Source organism: Paenibacillus sp. FSL H7-0940 (assembly GCF_037979415.1).
GTDB lineage: Bacteria > Bacillota > Bacilli > Paenibacillales > Paenibacillaceae > Paenibacillus > Paenibacillus amylolyticus.
In genome coordinates this window covers 3,443,761-3,464,274 of the sequence record NZ_CP150280.1, presented here as the reverse complement: position 1 = coordinate 3,464,274, position 20,514 = coordinate 3,443,761, and the positions used below count along the sequence as shown (strand labels likewise).

19 protein-coding genes and 1 pseudogene are annotated in these 20,514 nt (G+C 46.3%); 15 read left to right on the top strand and 5 right to left on the bottom strand.

What is annotated here, in order from left to right; translation table 11 throughout:
- The first annotated feature begins 105 nt into the window (after positions 1–105).
- The 7 genes from MHB71_RS15160 (at position 106) to MHB71_RS15130 (ending at position 7,620) form a co-directional block, all read left to right on the top strand.
- Positions 106–345 (top strand): DUF896 domain-containing protein, encoded by a 240-nt coding sequence (locus MHB71_RS15160; RefSeq protein ID WP_017689452.1) that lies wholly within the window; start codon positions 106–108, stop codon positions 343–345.
- 323 nt (positions 346–668) lie between these two features.
- Positions 669–2,111 carry an NAD(P)-binding domain-containing protein gene (locus tag MHB71_RS15155; RefSeq protein WP_340030064.1) on the top strand — a complete coding sequence of 481 codons (1,443 nt, stop codon included), beginning with the start codon at positions 669–671 and terminating at the stop codon, positions 2,109–2,111.
- A 121-nt stretch (positions 2,112–2,232) separates the two neighbouring features.
- Positions 2,233–2,718, top strand: coding sequence for a hypothetical protein (locus MHB71_RS15150; protein WP_340030063.1), 486 nt, complete (start codon positions 2,233–2,235; stop codon positions 2,716–2,718).
- A gap of 251 nt (positions 2,719–2,969) precedes the next feature.
- On the top strand, positions 2,970–3,716 hold the full coding sequence (locus MHB71_RS15145) for a DeoR/GlpR family DNA-binding transcription regulator (RefSeq protein ID WP_017689448.1): 747 nt from the start codon (positions 2,970–2,972) through the stop codon (positions 3,714–3,716).
- A gap of 2 nt (positions 3,717–3,718) precedes the next feature.
- Positions 3,719–4,630: a 1-phosphofructokinase gene (pfkB, locus tag MHB71_RS15140; protein WP_339188464.1), complete on the top strand. Its 912-nt coding sequence runs from the start codon at positions 3,719–3,721 to the stop codon at positions 4,628–4,630.
- Between the two features lie 90 nt (positions 4,631–4,720).
- A complete protein-coding gene (locus tag MHB71_RS15135; RefSeq protein WP_340030062.1) occupies positions 4,721–6,688 on the top strand; it encodes a fructose-specific PTS transporter subunit EIIC in 1,968 nt (655 codons plus the stop codon).
- Between the two features lie 143 nt (positions 6,689–6,831).
- On the top strand, positions 6,832–7,620 hold the full coding sequence (locus tag MHB71_RS15130) for a class I SAM-dependent methyltransferase (RefSeq protein ID WP_340030061.1): 789 nt from the start codon (positions 6,832–6,834) through the stop codon (positions 7,618–7,620).
- A 139-nt stretch (positions 7,621–7,759) separates the two neighbouring features.
- On the opposite strand, the gene MHB71_RS15125 is transcribed toward MHB71_RS15130, so the two are convergent.
- The 3 genes from MHB71_RS15125 to MHB71_RS15115 form a co-directional block, all read right to left on the bottom strand.
- Positions 7,760–8,899, bottom strand: coding sequence for a zinc-dependent alcohol dehydrogenase (locus tag MHB71_RS15125; protein ID WP_036609757.1), 1,140 nt, complete (start codon positions 8,897–8,899; stop codon positions 7,760–7,762).
- A gap of 79 nt (positions 8,900–8,978) precedes the next feature.
- Positions 8,979–10,142, bottom strand: coding sequence for an oxalate decarboxylase family bicupin (locus tag MHB71_RS15120; protein WP_340030060.1), 1,164 nt, complete (start codon positions 10,140–10,142; stop codon positions 8,979–8,981).
- 171 nt (positions 10,143–10,313) lie between these two features.
- A complete protein-coding gene (locus MHB71_RS15115; protein ID WP_036670058.1) occupies positions 10,314–10,934 on the bottom strand; it encodes a GntR family transcriptional regulator in 621 nt (206 codons plus the stop codon).
- 200 nt (positions 10,935–11,134) lie between these two features.
- Here MHB71_RS15115 and garR point away from each other — a divergent pair, with 200 nt between their 5' ends.
- The 3 genes from garR to MHB71_RS15100 all read left to right on the top strand — a co-directional run bounded on the left by garR (position 11,135) and on the right by MHB71_RS15100 (position 14,955).
- Positions 11,135–12,028 carry a 2-hydroxy-3-oxopropionate reductase gene (gene garR, locus MHB71_RS15110; RefSeq protein ID WP_340030058.1) on the top strand — a complete coding sequence of 298 codons (894 nt, stop codon included), beginning with the start codon at positions 11,135–11,137 and terminating at the stop codon, positions 12,026–12,028.
- A gap of 51 nt (positions 12,029–12,079) precedes the next feature.
- On the top strand, positions 12,080–13,504 hold the full coding sequence (locus tag MHB71_RS15105) for a four-carbon acid sugar kinase family protein (RefSeq protein ID WP_340030057.1): 1,425 nt from the start codon (positions 12,080–12,082) through the stop codon (positions 13,502–13,504).
- A 92-nt stretch (positions 13,505–13,596) separates the two neighbouring features.
- Positions 13,597–14,955 carry a GntP family permease gene (locus MHB71_RS15100; RefSeq protein ID WP_036609749.1) on the top strand — a complete coding sequence of 453 codons (1,359 nt, stop codon included), beginning with the start codon at positions 13,597–13,599 and terminating at the stop codon, positions 14,953–14,955.
- 91 nt (positions 14,956–15,046) lie between these two features.
- On the opposite strand, the gene MHB71_RS15095 is transcribed toward MHB71_RS15100, so the two are convergent.
- Positions 15,047–15,925 (bottom strand): SDR family NAD(P)-dependent oxidoreductase, encoded by an 879-nt coding sequence (locus tag MHB71_RS15095; RefSeq protein ID WP_340030056.1) that lies wholly within the window; start codon positions 15,923–15,925, stop codon positions 15,047–15,049.
- Between the two features lie 171 nt (positions 15,926–16,096).
- Between MHB71_RS15095 and MHB71_RS15090 the strand changes: the two genes are divergently transcribed.
- Positions 16,097–16,531, top strand: a complete 435-nt coding sequence (locus MHB71_RS15090; protein WP_340030180.1) for a MerR family transcriptional regulator — start codon at positions 16,097–16,099, stop codon at positions 16,529–16,531.
- A gap of 64 nt (positions 16,532–16,595) precedes the next feature.
- Here the strand turns inward: MHB71_RS15090 and MHB71_RS15085 are convergent, their stop codons facing one another.
- Complete coding sequence (locus tag MHB71_RS15085) at positions 16,596–17,531, bottom strand: AraC family transcriptional regulator (RefSeq protein WP_340030054.1); 936 nt, start codon at positions 17,529–17,531, stop codon at positions 16,596–16,598.
- Between the two features lie 203 nt (positions 17,532–17,734).
- On the opposite strand from MHB71_RS15085, the pseudogene MHB71_RS15080 reads away from it, so the two are divergent.
- The 4 genes and pseudogenes from MHB71_RS15080 to MHB71_RS15065 form a co-directional block, all read left to right on the top strand.
- Positions 17,735–17,851, top strand: a pseudogene (locus tag MHB71_RS15080) (Atu4866 domain-containing protein); the annotation flags it as partial.
- Positions 17,852–17,876: 25 nt separating this feature from the next.
- A complete protein-coding gene (locus MHB71_RS15075; RefSeq protein WP_340030053.1) occupies positions 17,877–18,614 on the top strand; it encodes an SDR family oxidoreductase in 738 nt (245 codons plus the stop codon).
- A 59-nt stretch (positions 18,615–18,673) separates the two neighbouring features.
- Positions 18,674–19,576 carry a LysR family transcriptional regulator gene (locus MHB71_RS15070; protein ID WP_017689438.1) on the top strand — a complete coding sequence of 301 codons (903 nt, stop codon included), beginning with the start codon at positions 18,674–18,676 and terminating at the stop codon, positions 19,574–19,576.
- Positions 19,577–19,736: 160 nt separating this feature from the next.
- Positions 19,737–20,474, top strand: a complete 738-nt coding sequence (locus MHB71_RS15065; protein WP_340030052.1) for a fused MFS/spermidine synthase — start codon at positions 19,737–19,739, stop codon at positions 20,472–20,474.
- Positions 20,475–20,514: the final 40 nt, after the last annotated feature.

The window sequence follows — 20,514 nt, the reverse complement described above, 5'->3', positions numbered from 1 at the left end:
CTCAACGGATTGCGCCTATGGACAAATTCGTAAAGTTGTAATAAGTTAGTTTGAAGATATTCGAAATATCTTTTGGCAAGTGGACTAACAAGTGAGGTGGATTTCATGATTCCTATTTTGGGACGCATTAACGAATTAAGTCGAAAACAACGCAGTAGCGTCGGTTTGACAAAAGCAGAACAAAGCGAGCAGCAGGAGCTTAGAAAACAATATTTGCAGGCTATTCGAGGTCAGGTGCTGACAACCATGCTGGCAGTATCCGTTGTGGACCCACTGGGTCATGATGTGACCCCTGAGAAATTAACCAACGAAAAATTGCAACGCCGTGAACAAGCCGGCCAATAGCATTCCTTTAATAAGACAGACCAAGGTTACATCTTGGTCTGTCTTTTTTTTTTTCTGCAAATCATCCGTTCAGCAGGAACTGCATTAATAATCCAGTTAGAGTTTCGTAGGAATTAACAAGCATGTTAGATATTTTTAGCATTGATGACAATAAAGCTACCGCGAACTTCAAATGATCTCTGATAACTCATATAATAAAGGTAATATATTTCAGAAAAACAAAGAGAAAGCACAATTACTCTCAATATAACTGACAACAAACTTACATCAAATAATCAAAGAAAGACTAGTTCATATATGTATCTCGAAAGGGTTGATGAATCATGAGCCTGGAAGCTTTGAATGAACGTGTGAAGAATGATCTGGTGTATTTGTCATTTGGTGGCGCGAATTGGGTACGTCCAAGAGAACATGCGGATGGTCATGTCTATGATGTCGTCATTGTGGGTGGAGGCCAGAGTGGATTAGGAGCGGCATTTGGACTTCTTCGGGAACGGATCTCCAATATTGTGGTCATTGACGAGAATGCATCGGGGCTTGAAGGACCTTGGGAGACTTATGCACGTATGGTTACTTTGCGCACACCCAAGCATCTGACTTCCATCGATCTGGGTATCCCCTCGTTAACCTTTCGCTCATGGTGGGAAGCACAGGTAGGGCCCGAAGGTTGGGAACAAGTAGATAAAATCCCGCGTGGAGACTGGATGAATTATTTACGCTGGTATCGGAAAGTGCTGAATCTGCCTGTGCTTAATGAGGTAGAATTGACGCTGGTTGAGCCTATGGAGAACGGAATACATCGACTTCATGTGAACAAGGCTGGATCTCAGATGGATGTTATACTTGCTCGCAAAGTAGTGTTTGCTACGGGAATACAAGGTGGTGGAGAGTGGCATGTGCCATCCATGATTGCGGATAGATTACCTCGGGATCGGTATGCACATACGTCGGAAGCGATTGATTTTGATCAATTAAAAGGTAAAAGGGTTGCTGTGCTTGGCGGCGGCGCTTCTGCATTCGATAATGCGAGCTATGCGCTTGCCACAGGTGTGGCGGAAGCTCATGTATTTGTACGGCGGGAACAACTGCCTAGTGTTAATCCCATTCGTCAGATGGAACAATCCGGTATGATCGAGCGATACCACGCTCTTCCGGTTGCTGATAAATATGAAGTGATCTCTCATTTCTTCAAATTCAATCAACCCCCAACCAATGATACGTTTAATCGTGCGGCAGCCTGGCCTGGATTCGAACTGCATTTGAATTCGCCTTGGCTGAGTGTAGAAGCAACAGACCAAGGCGCGATTGTGCATACCGCACAGGGTGCATATGAGTTTGATTTTCTGATTATTAGCACAGGTCTTCTCAGTGATCCGGCACTCCGTCCTGAACTGAAGCTTGTGGAGCCATACATCGCACGCTGGGAGGACTGTTACCAGGCTCCGCCAGAGCTTCGCAATGCGTTGCTGGACGCACATCCATACCTGAGTTCCGGGTTTGCAATGACAAGCAGGAGTGAACAGAGTGAGAGACCGTTGCATGGACTGTTTGTATTCAACTACTCTGCACTTGCCAGCTGTGGTCTGTCGGCATCGGCCATATCGGGAACCAAGAGCGCGGTGCCCAAACTGGTCACTGCCATAGCGGATCAGTTGTTCCTCGATGATCGGGAGGTTATTTTACAACAATTCTATGCGTATGAAGAACAGGAATTTACGGCTACGTGGGCGAAAAGTGGTGCCCTCGCTGAGAATCGCATTCTATAATATTGTGAACGTGTGGCATCTGATGCTGCACGTTTTTTTGTTTTTCATATGATGGAGGTTACACTTGCCTTTAATTTGTTGTAAAATGTCGGTTGGAACATGTTAAAGGCAGGGATAATAGATGAATGAAATGAACTATGAACAATTTAGAGCCCATTTGAAGAAAGCGTCGCGTAAACGAAATGTACCTTTGATTAAGATCGTTGCATTTCAAGAGAAATACATGAAGATTGAAGAAGTTCAATTTTACGATGTGGAACAAAATCATATGAGTGTTCGGGCCTGCAATACGTTGTGGATGCATCTGGAGAATAAATCTTTCCGTAATATGGTGTCCCAACATTTGCAGTTTTATAGAGATATGGAGAATCTGGGTCGGCATTCCTTTGAAAATCTGATCAAAGAACTATATGATACGTCTGTTCCTGTACTGCTCGATTACAATCCCGCTCATTATTACACCTCGGGGCAACTCGCTGAGATTCTGGTCATGGATGAGGAGAGGCTGATTGAACAATTGGAGATGGGCCGCTTCAAGGGGGCATTTATTAATGAGGATGGCAAATGGCTTAAACCTAAACCGGATGTAATGCTTGTAGAGTCATAAACGTCATAAAGTTCCCATGAACAGAAAAATCCTGCAACGCCGCGCATCCAGCGCTGGAGGCTGCAGGATTTTTAATGATGATTTGAAGGGCACGGAATTCCAACTTTAAGAACATGAAGTAAGAAAGGGACAATTGGACAAGAAAATAAGTCGAAAGATGCGGGTTTTTGAATGTTTTTAAATTATTTTGAATGAAAGTGGTTGTTTTTTGAGTGAATTATGATACTATAGAAGCAGTTGGAGGAATGAAGATGCTGACTGAAGAACGATATGCTGCAATTATAGAGCGCTTACATTTACAGGGAATTGTGAAATTGCAAGAGCTTGTTGATGTGTTGGGTGCTTCTGAATCAACGATTAGGCGTGACTTGATCGATCTGGAGAGTCGTCAGATGCTCAAACGCATCCACGGCGGTGCCGCACTGGTGAATGAAAAAACGCTGGAACCGGGCATGGAAGAAAAAACGTTCAAAAACATCCAACAAAAAACGACGATTGCCCGTTTGGCTGCACAGGAGATCGAAAATGGCGAATGCATTTATCTGGATGCAGGAACGACAACGTTAGCCATGATTCCTTTTATTGAAGCTAAAGACGTAACGGTTGTTACCAATGGACTTTCACATGTTGAGGCTTTGGTAAGCAAGCGTATTCGCAGTTATTTGCTCGGAGGTATGATGAAAATTCATACAAAAGCAGTCATTGGCAGTATCGCATTACAGAACATGGATAATTTCCGTTTTGATAAATGTTTTCTTGGAAGCAACGGAGTTGATCCCGAAATGGGGTATACAACACCGGATCCGGAGGAAGCCTTGATTAAAAGGCGTGCACATCAATTGTCGGGAAAATCTTATGTGCTGGCTGATTCCAGCAAAATAGGGGAAATTACTTTTGCCAAATTGTTTGATTTGGAGGAGGCCGATTTGATTACCGAGCAGATGCCAGAACATTGGCGGCCTGGAATCGCCCAGAAAACTAAAATAATTGAGGGATAACGATGATATATACGATAACACTTAACCCGTCCATTGATTACATCGTGGAAGTGGATGAGCTGAAGCTTGGCGGATTGAATCGAATGAATCGGGATTTGAAGCTCCCTGGCGGCAAAGGCATTAATGTCTCTCGCATACTGAATCAACTTGGAGCAGATAACACGGCTATTGGTTTCCTTGGTGGATTCACGGGACGTTTCATTAATGACAAGTTGCAAGAAGATAACATTCGGACAGACTTTGTTACGATTGCAGACGATACTCGCATTAACATCAAGCTGAAGCATGGAGAAGAGACAGAGATTAATGGTCTTGGACCTGCAATAAGTGCCGAAGAGGCGGAGCAGTTGCTTCACAAATTGTCCTCATTGCAAAAAGGAGATATTGTCATTCTCTCCGGAAGTGTACCTCCTTCACTTGGAACGGATTTTTATGATCGTCTCATTAAAGTGTGCAAGCAAACGGGTGCCGAATTTGTGATTGATACAACTGGCCCTGCGTTAATGGAAGCTCTTGAACATGCACCATTGCTGGTGAAGCCAAATCATCATGAACTGGCCGAACTGTTCGGTGTAACGATTAATACTCGCGAGGAACTGGTGTTATACGGGCGTAAGTTGCTGGAAGCCGGTGCCAAACATGTGTTGATCTCCATGGCAGGCGAGGGTGCATTATTCATTACCAAATCGGAAGTTCATCATGCGAATGTGCCAAAAGGCACTGTGAAAAACTCGGTTGGTGCGGGTGACTCCATGATTGGCGGATTCGTAGGTACCTATGTACAGAGCGGAGATTTGCTGGAAGCTTTCCGTACAGGGGTTGCATCTGGAAGCGCAACTGCGTTCTCGGATGATCTGGCAACACGAGAATTGATTGATGAATTGCGTAATCAAGTAACCATTACGACGATTTAGTCTAACGGTCTTATAGAAGGTCTTCATTGTAATTGTAATGTAGTGAGGCCTGCCTATGCAGGCCGACTGAACTTAAGGGAGTGTACCAAGATGAGAATAACAGACTTGATGATCCAAGAAACGATGATCATGGACCTGCAAGCCACAACCAAAGATGAGGCTATTGATGAACTAATTGCAAGCCTGAACCGAAGCGGACGAATCAATGATCCGGTCCTGTTCAAGGAAATGATCTATAAAAGAGAAGCTGAATCCAGCACAGGTATCGGTGGCGGAATTGCAATGCCACATGCCAAAACAACAGCGGTGAACGAACCAACAGTTGTATTTGCCAAGAGTAGAAAAGGACTTGATTTTGAAGCGTTGGATGATCAGCCAGCTCATGTGTTCTTCATGATTGCGGCTCCAGAAGGCGCAGGTAATACCCATCTGCGTACGCTTGCAGCTCTTTCCAGGTTGTTGATTGATAGCGATTTCATCTCACAATTGATGAGTACAGATACACCTGCCGAAGTTAGTGCATTGTTTGATGCCAAACAGGCAGAAGCAGCTGAGAAGGAAGCAGCCAAAGAAAAAGCAAAAGCTGAAAAAGCAGCAAATGCCGCATCCACTTCTACTACTGGTCAGCAACAAAATACTTCTGGTGTGATTGTAGGTAATGCCAATTCGGAAGATTTTGTTGTTGCGGTTACAGCCTGTCCAACCGGTATAGCTCATACGTTTATGGCTGAAGATGCACTTAAAAAGAAAGCTCAGGAAATGGGCATCAATATTCGCGTAGAAACAAACGGCTCTGAAGGAGCGCAGAATGTTCTCACTGCTGATGAGATCGCTCGTGCTAAAGGGGTTATCGTTGCCGCAGACAAAAATGTGGAGATGGCACGTTTCGATGGCAAACCGGTATTGCAAAGACCGGTGAGTGATGGAATCCGTAAATCCGAAGAGCTGATTCGCAAGGCCGTTAACGGTGATGCACCGATCTATCGCAGCCAAGGCGGAAATACCAAGGAAGAGGGCGCAAGCGCTGGCAAAATCAGTGTAGGTAGCAAAATCTATAAAGATCTGATGAATGGTATCTCGCATATGCTACCATTTGTTGTAGGTGGCGGTATCCTGCTAGCAATCTCCTTCTTGTTCGAACAGCTTGCTAGCCCTGAGAATCCGATTGTGCAACTGCTTCAAACGATCGGTGGCGGAACAGGTGCGTTCCACTTCCTGATTCCGGTACTTGCCGGATTTATCGCGATGAGTATTGGTGATCGCCCGGCCCTGATGCCTGGTATGGTCGGTGGATTGATGGCGGTTAACTCAAACGCTGGTTTCCTTGGTGGTTTGGCTGCCGGTTTCCTGGCGGGTTATGTAGTTATTGGTCTCCGTAAGTTGTTCAAAGGATTGCCAAAAGCGATTGATGGCTTGAAACCAATCTTGCTGTATCCGGTATTTGGTTTGCTGATCGTAGGTGCCATCAGTTTCTATGTCTTTGATCCAATCTTTGGTTCCCTGAACACATGGCTTGTAGATGCACTGGGTAATCTGGGTACAGGTAATGCGGTATTGTTGGGCTTGCTGCTTGGCGGTATGATGTCCATCGATATGGGTGGACCGTTCAACAAAGCGGCTTACACATTCGCTATTGGTGTATTCACATCCAGTGGTAACACAGACGGTGCATGGATGGCAGCGGTTATGGCAGGCGGTATGGTGCCTCCTCTGGCGATTGCACTTGCAACAACATTCTTCAAATCCAAATTTACAGAGCAAGAACGTAAATCAGGTCTGACTAACTATGTACTTGGATTCTCCTTCATTACAGAAGGTGCAATTCCATTTGCTGCGGCTGATCCATTACGTGTATTGACCTCTTGTATTCTGGGTTCCGCTGTTGCTGGCGGATTGACACAACTGTGGCACATTAATGTACCAGCTCCGCATGGCGGGATCTTTGTTGCAGCACTGGCGAACCACGCATTATTGTTCCTGCTCGCTGTTGCGATTGGTTCTGTGATCTCCGGTCTGATTCTGGGACTGTGGAAGAAGTCACCAACGCTTGTGAAGTAACAAATATAAGAAACATCTCCTGGGTGAAATTCACTTGGGGGATGTTTTTTATTTTAGCTTTTACATTCATCTATGGTAAAATAAATATAATTATATTTTGAAACTATGTTTCGTCTAATGAAACTTATGCAGGAGGAATTGGAATGTCTGATGTAATTAAAAGTCAGGTGCAGAAGCAGTTTGCGAAAAATGCTGGTAAATACGTGACGAGTTCGGGGCATGCCAAAGGTGAGGATCTCGCGTTGCTCGTGGCTTTATCTCAAGCCACTCCAGATATGAATGTGCTGGATATCGCCACTGGGGGAGGGCATGTCGCGAACGCTCTGGCTCCACTTGTTCAGCGGGTGACAGCTCTCGATCTAACAGAGGAAATGCTACAGGTGGCTGAACAATTTATCCAGGGCAATGGACACTGTAATGTAGATTTTGTTGCCGGGGATGCAGAGAAGCTACCTTTCGATGATGATATCTATGACCTTGTAACCTGCCGAATCGCTGCTCACCATTTTCCGGACGTTTCTTCGTTCGTTCATGAGGCATTACGAGTTATGAAGCCCGGTGGAAGGTTGTTATTCATTGACAACGTGGCACCTGAACGTGATGAGAATGACCAGTTTTACAATGAAGTGGAGAAGTGCCGGGATGCAAGCCATGTTCGAGCATGGCGCAAGACGGAATGGATTCATATGCTGGAGTATGCGGGCTTCCGAATGGAAACGATGGTTTCCTTCCAGAAGCGCTTTAAGTTTGAAGAGTGGTGTAACCGTGCGGCACTGCCGGAACGGGAGAGAAGGGAACTTGAAGCAAGCATGTTGAGTGCACCGTCCATCATCAGAAATTTTTTCAATTTTGAAGTGACAACGAACGGAAAGCTCGACAGCTTCCAAGGAGAAAGTGTGTATATCCAAGCGACTAAACCGACTCATGTCTAATTAGGTACAGACCATTTAGCTGGCTGAGCAGTTTATGCAACGGTAACAGGATGAATGTTGATAAAATAAAACAAGCAGAGTACCTTGAACAGGTAGTTCTGCTTGTTTTATTTTGCATATTTATAATCAAAGCGACGGTTCAGGGTTTTAGTATAACTTTGGTACATTCGTCTTCATGATCGTTGAAAATGCGGTATGCATCGCTTGCATTTTCCAGTGAAATCCGATGGGAGATGATCTCCGTTGGATCAAATTCACCAGCAGTGATTTTGCGGAACAATTCAGGCATGTAATGTATAACAGGAGCTTGTCCCATTTTAAGATTGATATTGCGTTCAAACAGATTGCCTAACGGAAACATGTTGTAGGAAGAGCCATATACACCCGTAAGTTGGAGTGTACCGAATTTGCGGATAGCTTTCATGCCGATTTCAATCGCACTCAGTGAACCGCCATGAAGTTTCAGCTTCTGTCCGATCTCCTCCAGCGTGGTTTTTTTACCATCCATACCTACACAGTCGATAACAACGTCGGTTCCGCCTTGTGTAATCTCACGAATGTGCTCACCCATATCATCGTAATCTTCGAAATTAAAGATCTCTGCATCGTTCAAACGTTTGGCTTTCTCCAGTCGATAGGGCAGGCGATCCACAGCAATAACACGTTTGGCACCTTTCATCCAGGCGAACTTCTGCGTCATCAGCCCAATGGGTCCACTACCGAGTACAGTAACCGTATCTCCCGGTTTAACTCCGGCATTCTCCACGCTCCAATATGCGGTTGGAAGAACATCGGACAGGAATAATAAAGCCTCATCTTCCAGTTCACAGGATTCAGGAATCACAAACGGAGTGAAGTTCCCGTAGGGAACACGCAATAATTCTGCCTGACCTCCGGGGTGGTTTCCGTAACGTTCGGTGAATCCAAAATATCCACCTGTATGAATATCCGGATTGCCATTGGAATTATCGCACTGGCTCTCCATGTCATGATTGCAATAGAAGCATTCACCACAAGCGATGTTAAAAGGCAGGACCACACGGTCCCCCTTCTTCACACGTGTCACTTCTGGACCTACTTCTTCTACAATGCCCATCGGTTCATGACCGATAACGTAATCTTTGGCAGCAGGCAAGGCTCCCTGATAAATATGCAGATCCGATCCACATATAGCTGTGGAAGTAATACGAACGATAATGTCATCCTTCTGTTGCAGTTTGGGATCTTCAACCTCTTTGACTTGAATGTCCTTGATTCCCTGAAACGTAACGGCTCTCATCTTTCATATTCCTCCTTATATAGTGGGATTCTCTGACAATTACCCCATTTCAGCTTAAATGATAGATATACATACTAAATTAAACGACAGGCCATTTTACTTTACGCAAGGCATCGAGCAACTCAGGCGGCGCATTCAGATTGTCACGGACCAGATCCCGCGGGGTTAACGCCATCCACTGATTCAGCGATACATCCTCGAATCGATCACTTCGGAATATCTCCAAAAACCATAAAGTGTCTGTGCCGGTATTTTGTATATAGTGTCCCATTGCGACAGGAACATATCCGACATCTCCAGCCCGATAGTCAAATGTGCGAGCAATGCCATTGCCTCCAAAGACAGTCATTCTCCCTTGTCCTGTCAGATAGTATTGCCATTCATCTGCATTGGGATGCCAGTGCAGTTCACGCATGGCGCCAGGTCGGATCTCAACGAGTGCGGCAGCAACGGTAGTTGAGATGGGGAAGTTGGTGGAGTCTACGATCCGCACGCTTCCACCGGGTGTAATGAGTGGTTCCTGGGCCAGCAATCGGTGTTTAAATGTGAGAGGGACGGTGCCGTATGGCGACTGAACTTCCTGGCTCTCGATGGAACCTGGGACAGTATCTTGGAAAATGTAGACCTGTTCCTTCGGCATTGAATGAAAAGCGGATTCGGGCACGCCGAAATTGACAGACAATACCTCTGGTGGGGTATGGGCAAACCAATCGGATATGGATAACGTATTCAGATCGGAGAAGGACCCGTCATCAAACACAAGCAGAAATTCACAACCATCCTCCAGTCCCTGAATGGAATGGGGTAGACCCTTGGGGAAAAACCAGAGATCGCCAGGCCCGACATCCGCAATAAAATTACGTCCGTTCTGATCTACCGAAGTGATTCTTGCCGTTCCCCAGATCATATAGGCCCACTCGGATTGCTGATGCCAGTGCAATTCCCTTACACCTCCCGGTGTCAGGCTCATGTTCACACCTGCCAGTGTAGTGGCAATAGGGAGATCCCGTACGGTGATTTCACGTGACCAACCCCCATGGTTCAATTGCATATGGGTATCGGAAAAAGACATTCTCAGATTGGGCAATAACCCGTTATCGGTTGCCGGAGGTACCAGCATATCGGGGTTTTGTATATCTCTCATGACGTCTCTGGGTCCCAGATCAGGTCCACCAGCGCCATCACTGCGAATGGGTTGCGGGATAATAAATGATTTTTCGTTAGGTTGCTGTCCTTTGGTCATTGAGTGATCCCTCCAGATTCAATAACATGTCACACGCGACATTGTATCGTTATGTTTACACCTATGAATCAGAGCCTGGATAATATGAGGGACAAACGACAAAAAAGACGTGACCGCATGCGGTCACGTCTTTATACGGATGTGAGAAAGTCGAACAATCCATGAATCCGGTTATCGAATCAAATGAAGGCAGAATTCCAGATCGGATTGCAGATGCTCTTTCATCAGTCGTTCGGCAGTCTGCCCGTCATGTGCCTTGATCGCTTCACAGATCTGATGATGCTCTTCAATGAGGAAGGGGCGCTGATAATACACAACCGTCTGACGGAATAGATAAATGACGGATTGCATTTTGTCGAAGAGATCAATCATCAATGCGTTATTACTCGCGCGCATGATGATTTCGTGAAACTCTTTATTGGCTTCCATAATCTCTTCTTTGCTTCCGGTATGTCCCACTTGGACGCAATGCTCAAGAGCCGCCACTTCCTGGGCGGATAAGAAGGCAGCTGCAGATTGAGCCGCATGTCCCTCCAGTAACTTCCGTAATTCAAACGTATTTCTTAGATCGGTCTCGGTTAGCTTGACGACCCGTTTGTTCACGACTAATCCTTCCTGTTCCAGGCGGCGGATGGATTCTCGGATCGGAGTCCGGCTGACATTCAGATCGGTCGCCAGCTTCTCTTCCACAAGTTTGGTTCCCGGAGAAAGGGTGCCTTGCAAAATCATGTCCCGCAGAACTTCATAGGCCTGCTGATAAGCTGGACGGGACTTGTCCGTACTTGGTTGCATTGTATTTCACCTCTCCCTTTACTTTAGCGAAAAAGAAGGCAATAAACAACAAGATTAAAAACCGAATTTTAATTTTCGGATACATAAATAATAAAATTGTATACAAAAATTAAAATGTTGTGTACAATAACGAATGTGAACAGGAATGATAGCGATTACAAGAGTGAAAAGCGAAGAATTTAGGCTGGAGGGATTGCAAGATGAAGAAACGAATTGGATTTATTGGACTCGGTATTATGGGACGTCCTATGTCATTGAACCTGATCCGGGCGGGATATGATGTAAGCGTATACGATATTAATCAAACGGCTGTGATGTCATTGGCTGATGCAGGAGCGCGAGGCGCAGCATCTCCGAAAGAGGTGGCTGAGCATAGTGATGTCATCTTCACGATGCTGCCCAACTCAGAGCATGTCCGCACCGTTATAACGGGCGAACAAGGTGTGCTGGCAGGAGCCAATACGGGAAGTATCATTATCGACATGAGCTCAATCTCGCCGGTCGTTTCCAAAGAGCTGGCTGAGCTTGTATCCAAATCAGGCTTGCATATGTTGGATGCGCCCGTAAGTGGTGGGGAACCCAAAGCTATAGATGGTACACTCGCCATCATGGTGGGTGGCAATGAAATGATTTTCGAATCTGTGAAAGAGGTTCTGCAAGTGGTCGGACAGGATGTAACGCGAGTGGGGGATAATGGTTCAGGTGCAACAGCCAAGCTGGCGAATCAGATTATCGTGAACCTGAATATTGCCGCCATGTCCGAAGCGCTTGTATTTGCAGCCAAGGCTGGCATTGATGTAGAGAAGATGTATCAGGCAATCCGTAGTGGCCTTGCTGGAAGTGCGGTACTGGATGCAAAAGTTCCACTCATTCTGGATCGTAACTTTGTCGCTGGGGGACGCATTGATATTAATCTCAAAGACATGACCAATGTGATGGAAACGGCGCATGATATCGGTGTTCCTTTACCGCTCAGCAGTCAGTTGCTGGAGATTTTCCATGCACTGAAGATTGATGGTAAAGCCGCAGATGACCATGGCGGAATCGTTCAGTATTTTGAGAAACTCGCAGGTGTAGAAGTGAATCGGGTCTAATAAAAAATTAAAAAAAGAATGTTAATAGATATAGATATGAGGTGGAGAGACATGACCTATCAGACGTTATCGGATATCCCCGCAGCTCTTCGGACGGACAACTCTTCTGAAGGAGTGCGAGGACAGATTAGGCAATTGCAGGATGCGAGGGCTCGCAAAATTATCGTGCTGGATGATGACCCAACCGGTGTACAGACGGTTCATGATATTGATGTGTTGACACAGTGGGACAAGCCACTGTTGCAGGAGGCGTTTCGATCCTCTGAATCGTTATTCTATATTCTGACCAATACACGAGGGCTGGATGCAGATACAGCGGAACGTATTAATCGGGAGATTGCCCGCAATGTGCAAGAGGTTGCAGCAGAGGAAGGAACGAGTTTCACCTTTGTGAGTCGTAGTGACTCCATGCTACGTGGTTATTATCCGCTGGAGACGGATGTGCTAGCCGAAGAAGTGGCGCGTGTCAGCGGACGTGCATATGACGGACAACTGATCATTCCGGCCTTTTTCGAGGCAGGACGGGTTACGATAGGCAACACGCATTATATGGTTGAAGGCGAACAGTTGATTTCAGTTCATGAGACGGAATTTGCCAAGGATAAAGTATTTGGGTATGAGCATGGAGATCTGCCATCCTGGGTAGAGGAGAAGACTTCAGGCCGTATTAAGGCTAGTCGCTGCCTCACCATTTCACTGGAGGAAATCCGTCAAGGAGTCGATATAGTCAAAGCGATTTTGCTAAAAGCCGAAAGCAATGTACCGATTATCGTGAATGCGCTCTCTTATGCAGACATGGATGTACTTTCTCTGGCTTTGCTTCAAGCAGAGGATGAGGGGAAAGCTTTTATTTTTCGGACGGCGGCCTCCTTTGTCAAATCGTATGCAGGCATCTCGGATCAGGCATTTCTGCCGAAAGAGCAGCTGATCGCAAGCGGACAGGAACAACATGGCGGAATCGTTGTTGTTGGTTCCTATGTGCAGAAGACGACTCGTCAACTGGAACAACTGCTTACGTTTCCGGGCATCATCAGTCTGGAGATCGATGTGGAGCGTGTATTAACGCCGGATGGATATACGGAAGAAATTCGACGTGTGATTGGTGAAGCGAACAGACAGCTTGCGGAGGGCAACAATGTTGTTGTATACAGCAGCCGTAAGCTCATCACCGTAGAAGGACATGAGGGCAATTTCAAGATTAGTCAGACGGTATCATCCGCGTTGGTCGAGATTGTGCAATCTCTTGAAGTCGTACCGAAGTTCATTATTGCCAAAGGTGGCATTACATCCAGTGATGTGGCAACAAAAGGTCTGGCCATACGCAAAGCAAGGGTGCTCGGTCAAGTGGCTGCGGGCATTCCGGTATGGTTGACAGGGGAAGAAGCCAAATTCAGTGGTATCCCATATATCGTGTTTCCAGGGAATGTTGGCGGGGAACGTGCGCTACTGGAGACGGTAGAGAAGATCGAAGCTTAAGCTTAATACGAAGGCGCGCGGTGTTCAGGTCGTTTGGGCCAGCGTAATACTGCGTGCTGACACAACATAACAACTTGGGGGAGGCTATTCGGATGTATTCCGTATTCGGTCTTAGTCATGATGCAAGTCTGCTGCTCTACGCACTGATATCCATTCTTGGATTGATTCTGTTGATTGCCAAATTTAAAATGAATCCGTTTGTTGCCCTGATCGTGGGCGCTGTCTTTATGGGATTGATCTCGGGGATGCCGTTCACGGATATCGTGAAATCCTATCAGGAAGGTGTTGCAAGCGTTCTCGGATTCATCGCGATTGTTCTGGGACTTGGAACGATGCTCGGGAAACTCATGGCCGAGTCTGGTGGGGCCGAACGAATAGCCCAGACACTCGTTCGTGTCTTCGGTGAGAAGAACGTACACTGGGCGATGATGGTTGTTGCGCTGATCTGTGGTATTCCGGTATTTATCCAGGTTGGAATCGTGCTACTCTTCCCGCTGGTATTTGTTATTGCGAAGCATACAGGGACGTCGCTGATCAAAATCGGACTTTCACTTGTCGCGGGTCTTGCCGTGGTACACAGTCTGATTCCGCCTCATCCGGCGGCGATGCTCGCGGTAGGAATCTTCAATGCCGATGTTGGTAAAACAATATTCCTGGCTCTGATTGTATCCCTTCCAGCCGCAGCAATTGCAGGTCCGCTCTATGGAACATGGATTTCCAAGCGGATCAAAGTCGAGACTTCAAGTGAGCTAATGGAACAGTTCACTGAGACCAAAGATCGGGAACTGCCTGGTTTCGGCATCACCCTCTTTACGATCTTGCTTCCGGTGATTCTGATGTTGCTCGCTACGATTGTGGATCTGATTTTACCAGAGACAAACGGATTCCGTCAGGTCGTTGATTTCATCGGTAGTCCGATTATTGCACTGCTGCTCGCTTTGCTCTTTTCCTTTTATTCTTTTGGATATGCACGTGGTTTCAGCAAACAGCAGATATTGAAATATACAAATGATTGCTTGGGCCCAGTTGCTTCCATTATCTTGCTGATCGGTGCAGGAGGCGGATTCAACCGTATCCTGACAGACAGCGGTGTAGGTGACGCGATAGCGGGTTTTGCCCAAAGTGCGCATCTGTCGCCACTCGTGCTGGCCTTTGTTATTGCCGGATTGATTCGTGCGGCGGTAGGTTCAGCTACGGTTGCTATGACAACAGCGGCGGGCATTGTGGCTCCAATCGCTATGACGATGCCGGGGGTAAGTCCGGAGTTGCTGGTGCTCGCAACGGGAGCAGGTTCAATTATTTTGTCCCATGTGAATGATTCGGGATTCTGGATTGTCAAAGAGTATTTGAATCTGTCTGTGCCGCAGACACTTAAGACATGGACGGTCATGGAGACCATTCTCGGATTTGCCGCCTTTGGCATGGTGTTATTGTTGAGTGTCTTTATCTAACAAGGAAAAAAAACCATAAAGCCTATAAACCTAAAAACACGCCGCTATGGCGTGTTTTTAGGTTATGTTTACTGCTCACCATCCATCATGATTAAGATGGGGTGATTGTGGTCTTTCCAGACTGCGTTGTACGAAAACGCTGCTCGTAGATCTCGTTTACCCGCTTTAAAACAGCAGGGCCTTGCTCTGTGAAACGAAGCGCTGTCGCTTTATTTTTAACCAGGAACGCACCGGATTCGTGTCCGGTTGGGGATAAGGCCGCATTATAGAGCAGCGAAGCGCCATGGCTTGGATGAGGAAAGAACCATTTCATGATAGGTTTGATATAGAAGGGCAGGCCGGATGTTTTGTTGCCCCTTAGCGTGTTATTTCCACCGGGATCTACGCTTAGTAGTTGTATGCCATCCGCACTGGCGGACTTGGCAACCTCGCGTGTCCATAGAGATAAGCCGAGCTTCGAGGTGGCATAAGGACCAAACAGTTTTTTGAATTCGGCTGGACGTTCCAGGATGTTCAGATCAAATTGTCTGACCATATTGAACGAGGTGGTGGAAGTATTAATAACTGTTTTCATCTGTCCTTTGAGTAATAGCTCAACTAATTCCATGTAGATGATGTAAGGGACTACCGTCTGAAGTTCAAAGTGTAGTTCATGCCCCTGATCAGAGAAACGAAGTTCAGCAGCGCTGCCTCCGGCATTGTTAAACAAGACATCGATCGAATCGGTATCGGATTTAATCTGATCTAGTGCAGTTCTCAGACTGTCGTAGTTGGTCAGATTAGCCTGAACCCAACGGAGCTGGCCTGTACGTAAGGCGTTCTCAATATCGGTATCCTCGGATGGGAAAGCAGAACGGTTGAGACCGATTAGCTGCCATCCTTCAGCCAGTAACTTTCGTGTCAGTTCAAGACCAATTCCTGACGTTGACCCTGTGATGAGAGCTGTGCGAAGTTGATTTTGTATATTCATATATACCTCCAGAAGAATGGGATTACAGAACGAATCTGTATGCTGCGCTCATTCTATAACTTGGAGTCGACTCCAAGTCAAGGGGTGTTGGGATGGAACGGATCATGCTTGACTTGGAGTCAGCTCCAAGTTGTAATATGGAGAGAAATGAATGTGGAGGAGGCCCATATGATGAGTGAGAATGAAGTGTTCTCCATTAAAGAAACGTCAGAACAGGCCGGATTATCAGAAGATACAATTCGTTATTATGAGAAGATTGGGCTGCTTCCCCGAGCGGAACGCAAGGCCAATCGCCATCGGGTATATCGCTCGGAGGATATCCATACAATGAAGTTGATCACTTGCCTGAAAAAAACAGGAATGTCTCTGGAGGAAATGAAGCCTTATTTACAAATGTCCATGGATTCCGATCTCGCAGATTTCCCGGAGGAACGGGAGATGCTGGTGAATCACCGGAAGAAAGTTGAAGCACAGATTGCTTCGCTACAGCAGGTGGTTGATTTTATCGACGAGAAGTTGGAGAAACGAAGTATGTATCCTGATGAATGTCCTATTACCGGGGAGAACCAGATGTCTGTTTTTGAAAAACAGAACCTATTCTCTTGATGGCACTGCTGCCTATATGAATCCGAAAACCCACGTCATGATGACGCGGGTCTTTTTGTTGTTTCTAGTTTTTAATATCGAGTGTAAGACGAAGTCGTTTGATATCGCTTTTGGGAGGGAGACCATACATGCGTGCATACTCCCGGCTGAATTGAGACGGACTTTCATAGCCAACCTGGAACGCAGCGTCGGCGGCATCGGTTGAACCTGCTAGCAGCATTCGCCGGGCTTCATGCAATCGAATTTGTTTCTGGAATTGCAAAGGGCTCATGGCAGTAATAGCTTTGAAATGATGATGTAATGAGGAAGAACTCATGTTGATCATGGCAGCAAGTTGTTCAATCCGAAGTGGCTTAGCGTAATCAGATTGGATGACTTCGATCACCTCGGCGATGTGCTGTGCATGACTGTCCTGAATAGCAAACTGCTTGATGGAATGTCCATGTTCATCCTGGATAATACGATATAGAATTTCGCGGATAAACAGAGGGGCAAGGACGGGAATGTCTTCAGGTGTATCCAGCAGCCGAACCAATCGGATCACGGCTTCAAGAAGGGAAGGTTTGGTTGAGCTAACAAACAATCCTCTCCGTGTTGAATGGTCAGGTTTGGGTTGTACAGAAGGCGTCTCCTGAATCAGATCGAAAATCTGCCCTGAATCAAAATCCAGTCGAATACATAGATAGGGATGTTCGGTTGTAGCCTGTACAACCTGCCCTGAAATAGGCAAGTTTACGGAAGCTACCAAATATTGTGACAGGTTGTAGGTGTAGCTCTCTCGGCCGAGTATAACTAATTTGGAACCTTGGGCGACAATGCAGAGGGAAGGCTGATAAACGGAATATATGGGTTGTGAGATCTCGGAGGCACGGATTAAGGCAAGGGATGGAATTGCTGTTGGATGTATCCCGTCATTTGGGGTGAAATGCTCAATAAGTTGAGCCAATTGTTGCTGCTGCTCCGTGATGCCCGTATCCGTTTCATTTGTTTTGATAAACATGAATTGCAGCCCCCTTGTAAACCACGATTACTATTATTTTAAAACGCGCTGGAGGAATAGGCAAGAATACTGCGGGATTTTTCTATCGTACAACGACTGATCCTCTACATAATGGAGATAAGCAACGGAATCTTTTGAAGCAGAAAGGAGTGAGAGACAATGGAGCGCAATTCAATGGGCGACCAACAAGAACCAAAACACCCGTATGTGGGAAACATATAGAGTACGTGGATGATACGGGATTTACAGCGGATGGAGACTTCAGGGACGGCGTTTTGTACCATGCAGGCATGGTTTTGTATAGAGAAAATGTACAATAACAACTAAATAAGGAGCGATTAAAATATGTCCAATGTAAAAGGGAAAGTGGTTGTCATTACCGGTGCGAGTAGTGGAATTGGCGAGTCAACAGCTCGATTGCTTGCACAGCATGGAGCACATGTAGTTATTGGAGCTAGACGTATGGAACGTTTGGAGGCATTGGCCTCCTCCATTCGTTTGGAGGGCGGATCGGTGGAGTATCATTCGCTGGATGTTACCAGATTGGAAGAGATGCAAACCATCGTTGACCTCGCTCAAACTCGCTATGGACGTATCGATGTTATTTTAAATAACGCTGGAGTTATGCCGCTATCTCCCCTTGAATCGTTAAAAGTAGATGAGTGGAATCGCATGATAGATGTTAACATTCGTGGGGTTCTGCATGGCATTGCAGCTGGACTACCCGTCATGAAAAAGCAGGGTTTCGGCCAGTTTATTAATATCGCCTCTATTGGAGCCTATGCCGTGTCACCAACGGCAGCGGTGTATTGTGCAACCAAATACGCGGTCCGCGCCATCTCGGAGGGGTTGCGACAGGAAGTAGGCGGAGATATCCGTGTAACCCTTGTATCACCGGGCGTGACGGAATCGGAACTCGCGGATACGATTTCTGATGAAGAAGCACGTGATCTCATGAAAGAGTATCGGCGCATATCGATTTCCGCCTCGGCGATTGCGCAAAGTATCTTGTTCGCCATTAGCCAGCCGGCAGAGGTGGACGTAAATGAGATTGTAGTGAGACCGACAGCAAGCATGGCTTAAGTTCGGATCCTCTTTTGGTATATAATAGATTCAATTGATACGAAAAGAGGAATAGTGCAGTGACATTACAACAACTAAAATATGTGATCGAAGTTGCCACGCGCGGTTCCATGAATGAAGCAGCCAAAAGGTTGTTTATCTCGCAACCCAGCCTTTCGAATGCCATTCGGGATCTGGAGCAGGAGTTGCGAATTACTATTTTTGAACGTACCAATAAGGGAATATCTCTGTCTAAAGAAGGCGTTGAGTTTCTGAGTTATGCACGTCAGGTGGTAGAACAAGCTGAATTGCTGGAGAATCGTTATCTGAACGCCAAGCCATCCCCGCAGCACTTCTCTGTATCGACGCAGCATTATGCGTTTGCAGTGAATGCCTTTGTTCGTCTGGTACAGCAGTATGGTCAGGATGAATACGAGTTGGCGCTTCGGGAGACAAAGACCTACGAGATTATTCAGGACGTGAAAAGCCTGCGCAGTGAAATTGGCATCCTGTATTTGAATGAGTTCAATGCCAAGGTGATTAACAAATTGTTAAAAGATGCGGGATTGGTTTTCACGAGTTTGTTCACAGCCAAGCCCCATATCTTTATCAGTGTGAAGAACCCGCTGGCGAAGCAGGAGTCGGTTGCAATCGAGCAACTGCAGGATTATCCGTACTTGTCATTTGATCAGGGAGAGTACAATTCCTTTCATTTTTCCGAAGAGATCCTGAGCACGTTATCTCACCCCAAAAGCATACAGGTCAATGACCGCGCAACATTGTTTAACCTGTTGATTGGTCTGAATGGTTATACGATTTCTACAGGTGTACTTAGCGCTGATCTGAACGGAGACGAGATCATTCCTGTTCCGCTGGAATGTGAGGAGTCCATTAATGTAGGGTGGATAAGCCACAAGAGCACTTCTCTCTCTAATCTGGGTGTAGCATATGTCCAGGCTCTGCATGAGGCCATAGGGTCTTAGAAGTGTTAAAACGTTCATCAAAAGGCCGTTTCCGTATGAGTCGGAACGGTTTTTTTGTTGTACTATGATCTTTCAAGTATAGGGTGGTATGTTGTCATCCGGTGTAATAGAATGAAGGTATATGTCGAATGTGTGCAAGAGATCGAAGGGAGAACGGTTAGTGAGAGTTCTGTATCGGAATAAAAGTGAACAGCATGAGCTGACGGTATATGATACCAAAAAGCTTTATGGAGAGAAGGGCCAGTTTCGTGTATTAGAATTCTCCAACGCAGCCGTGCAGGGAGCCATGGATCTGGATGAGCCTAACCGGATGGTGTTGGAGTATCCAAGAGCGATGGTGCATCTAATGGAACGGAATGATCCTGAGTTTGATACCGTATTTGTGGTGGGACATGGTATTGGCACATTGCCAACCTACTTGTCTGATCGTCAGGTAAAGGTGGCTGAGCTTGACGCAGAGGTCGTGGAGTTGAGCCAGACCTTTTTTGGATATGAGGGAAGCCCTGTGCTCATTGGGGATGGTCGTGAATTATTAGGTCAGGAACCCGCTGCGACATATGATTATATTATTATTGATGCCTTTACGGCAACGGGTACACCCGAGCAGTTTATATCCAGTGATTTTTTTGCCATGGTCAAGGACAAGCTGGACTCGGACGGAGCTGTGATCCTTAATGTGTTCGGGCGTGCGGGCGACGATCGGCTTGTCAATGCGATCTATACGACACTTCAGGCACAGTTTGCCTATACACGTGCATTCGCATTACCTACAGAAACAGCGGATGAAGTTCAAAATCGCATTTTAATGGGTAGTCATCACCCGATCGAATTTCAGGTTCGTCAGATGGCAGGGTTTGTTGAACAAGAGCCAGAAGAAGGATATATCATTGTCGATTAGGGCGATCCTGAACAGTGATTCTTCCAGGGAAAGTAAAATG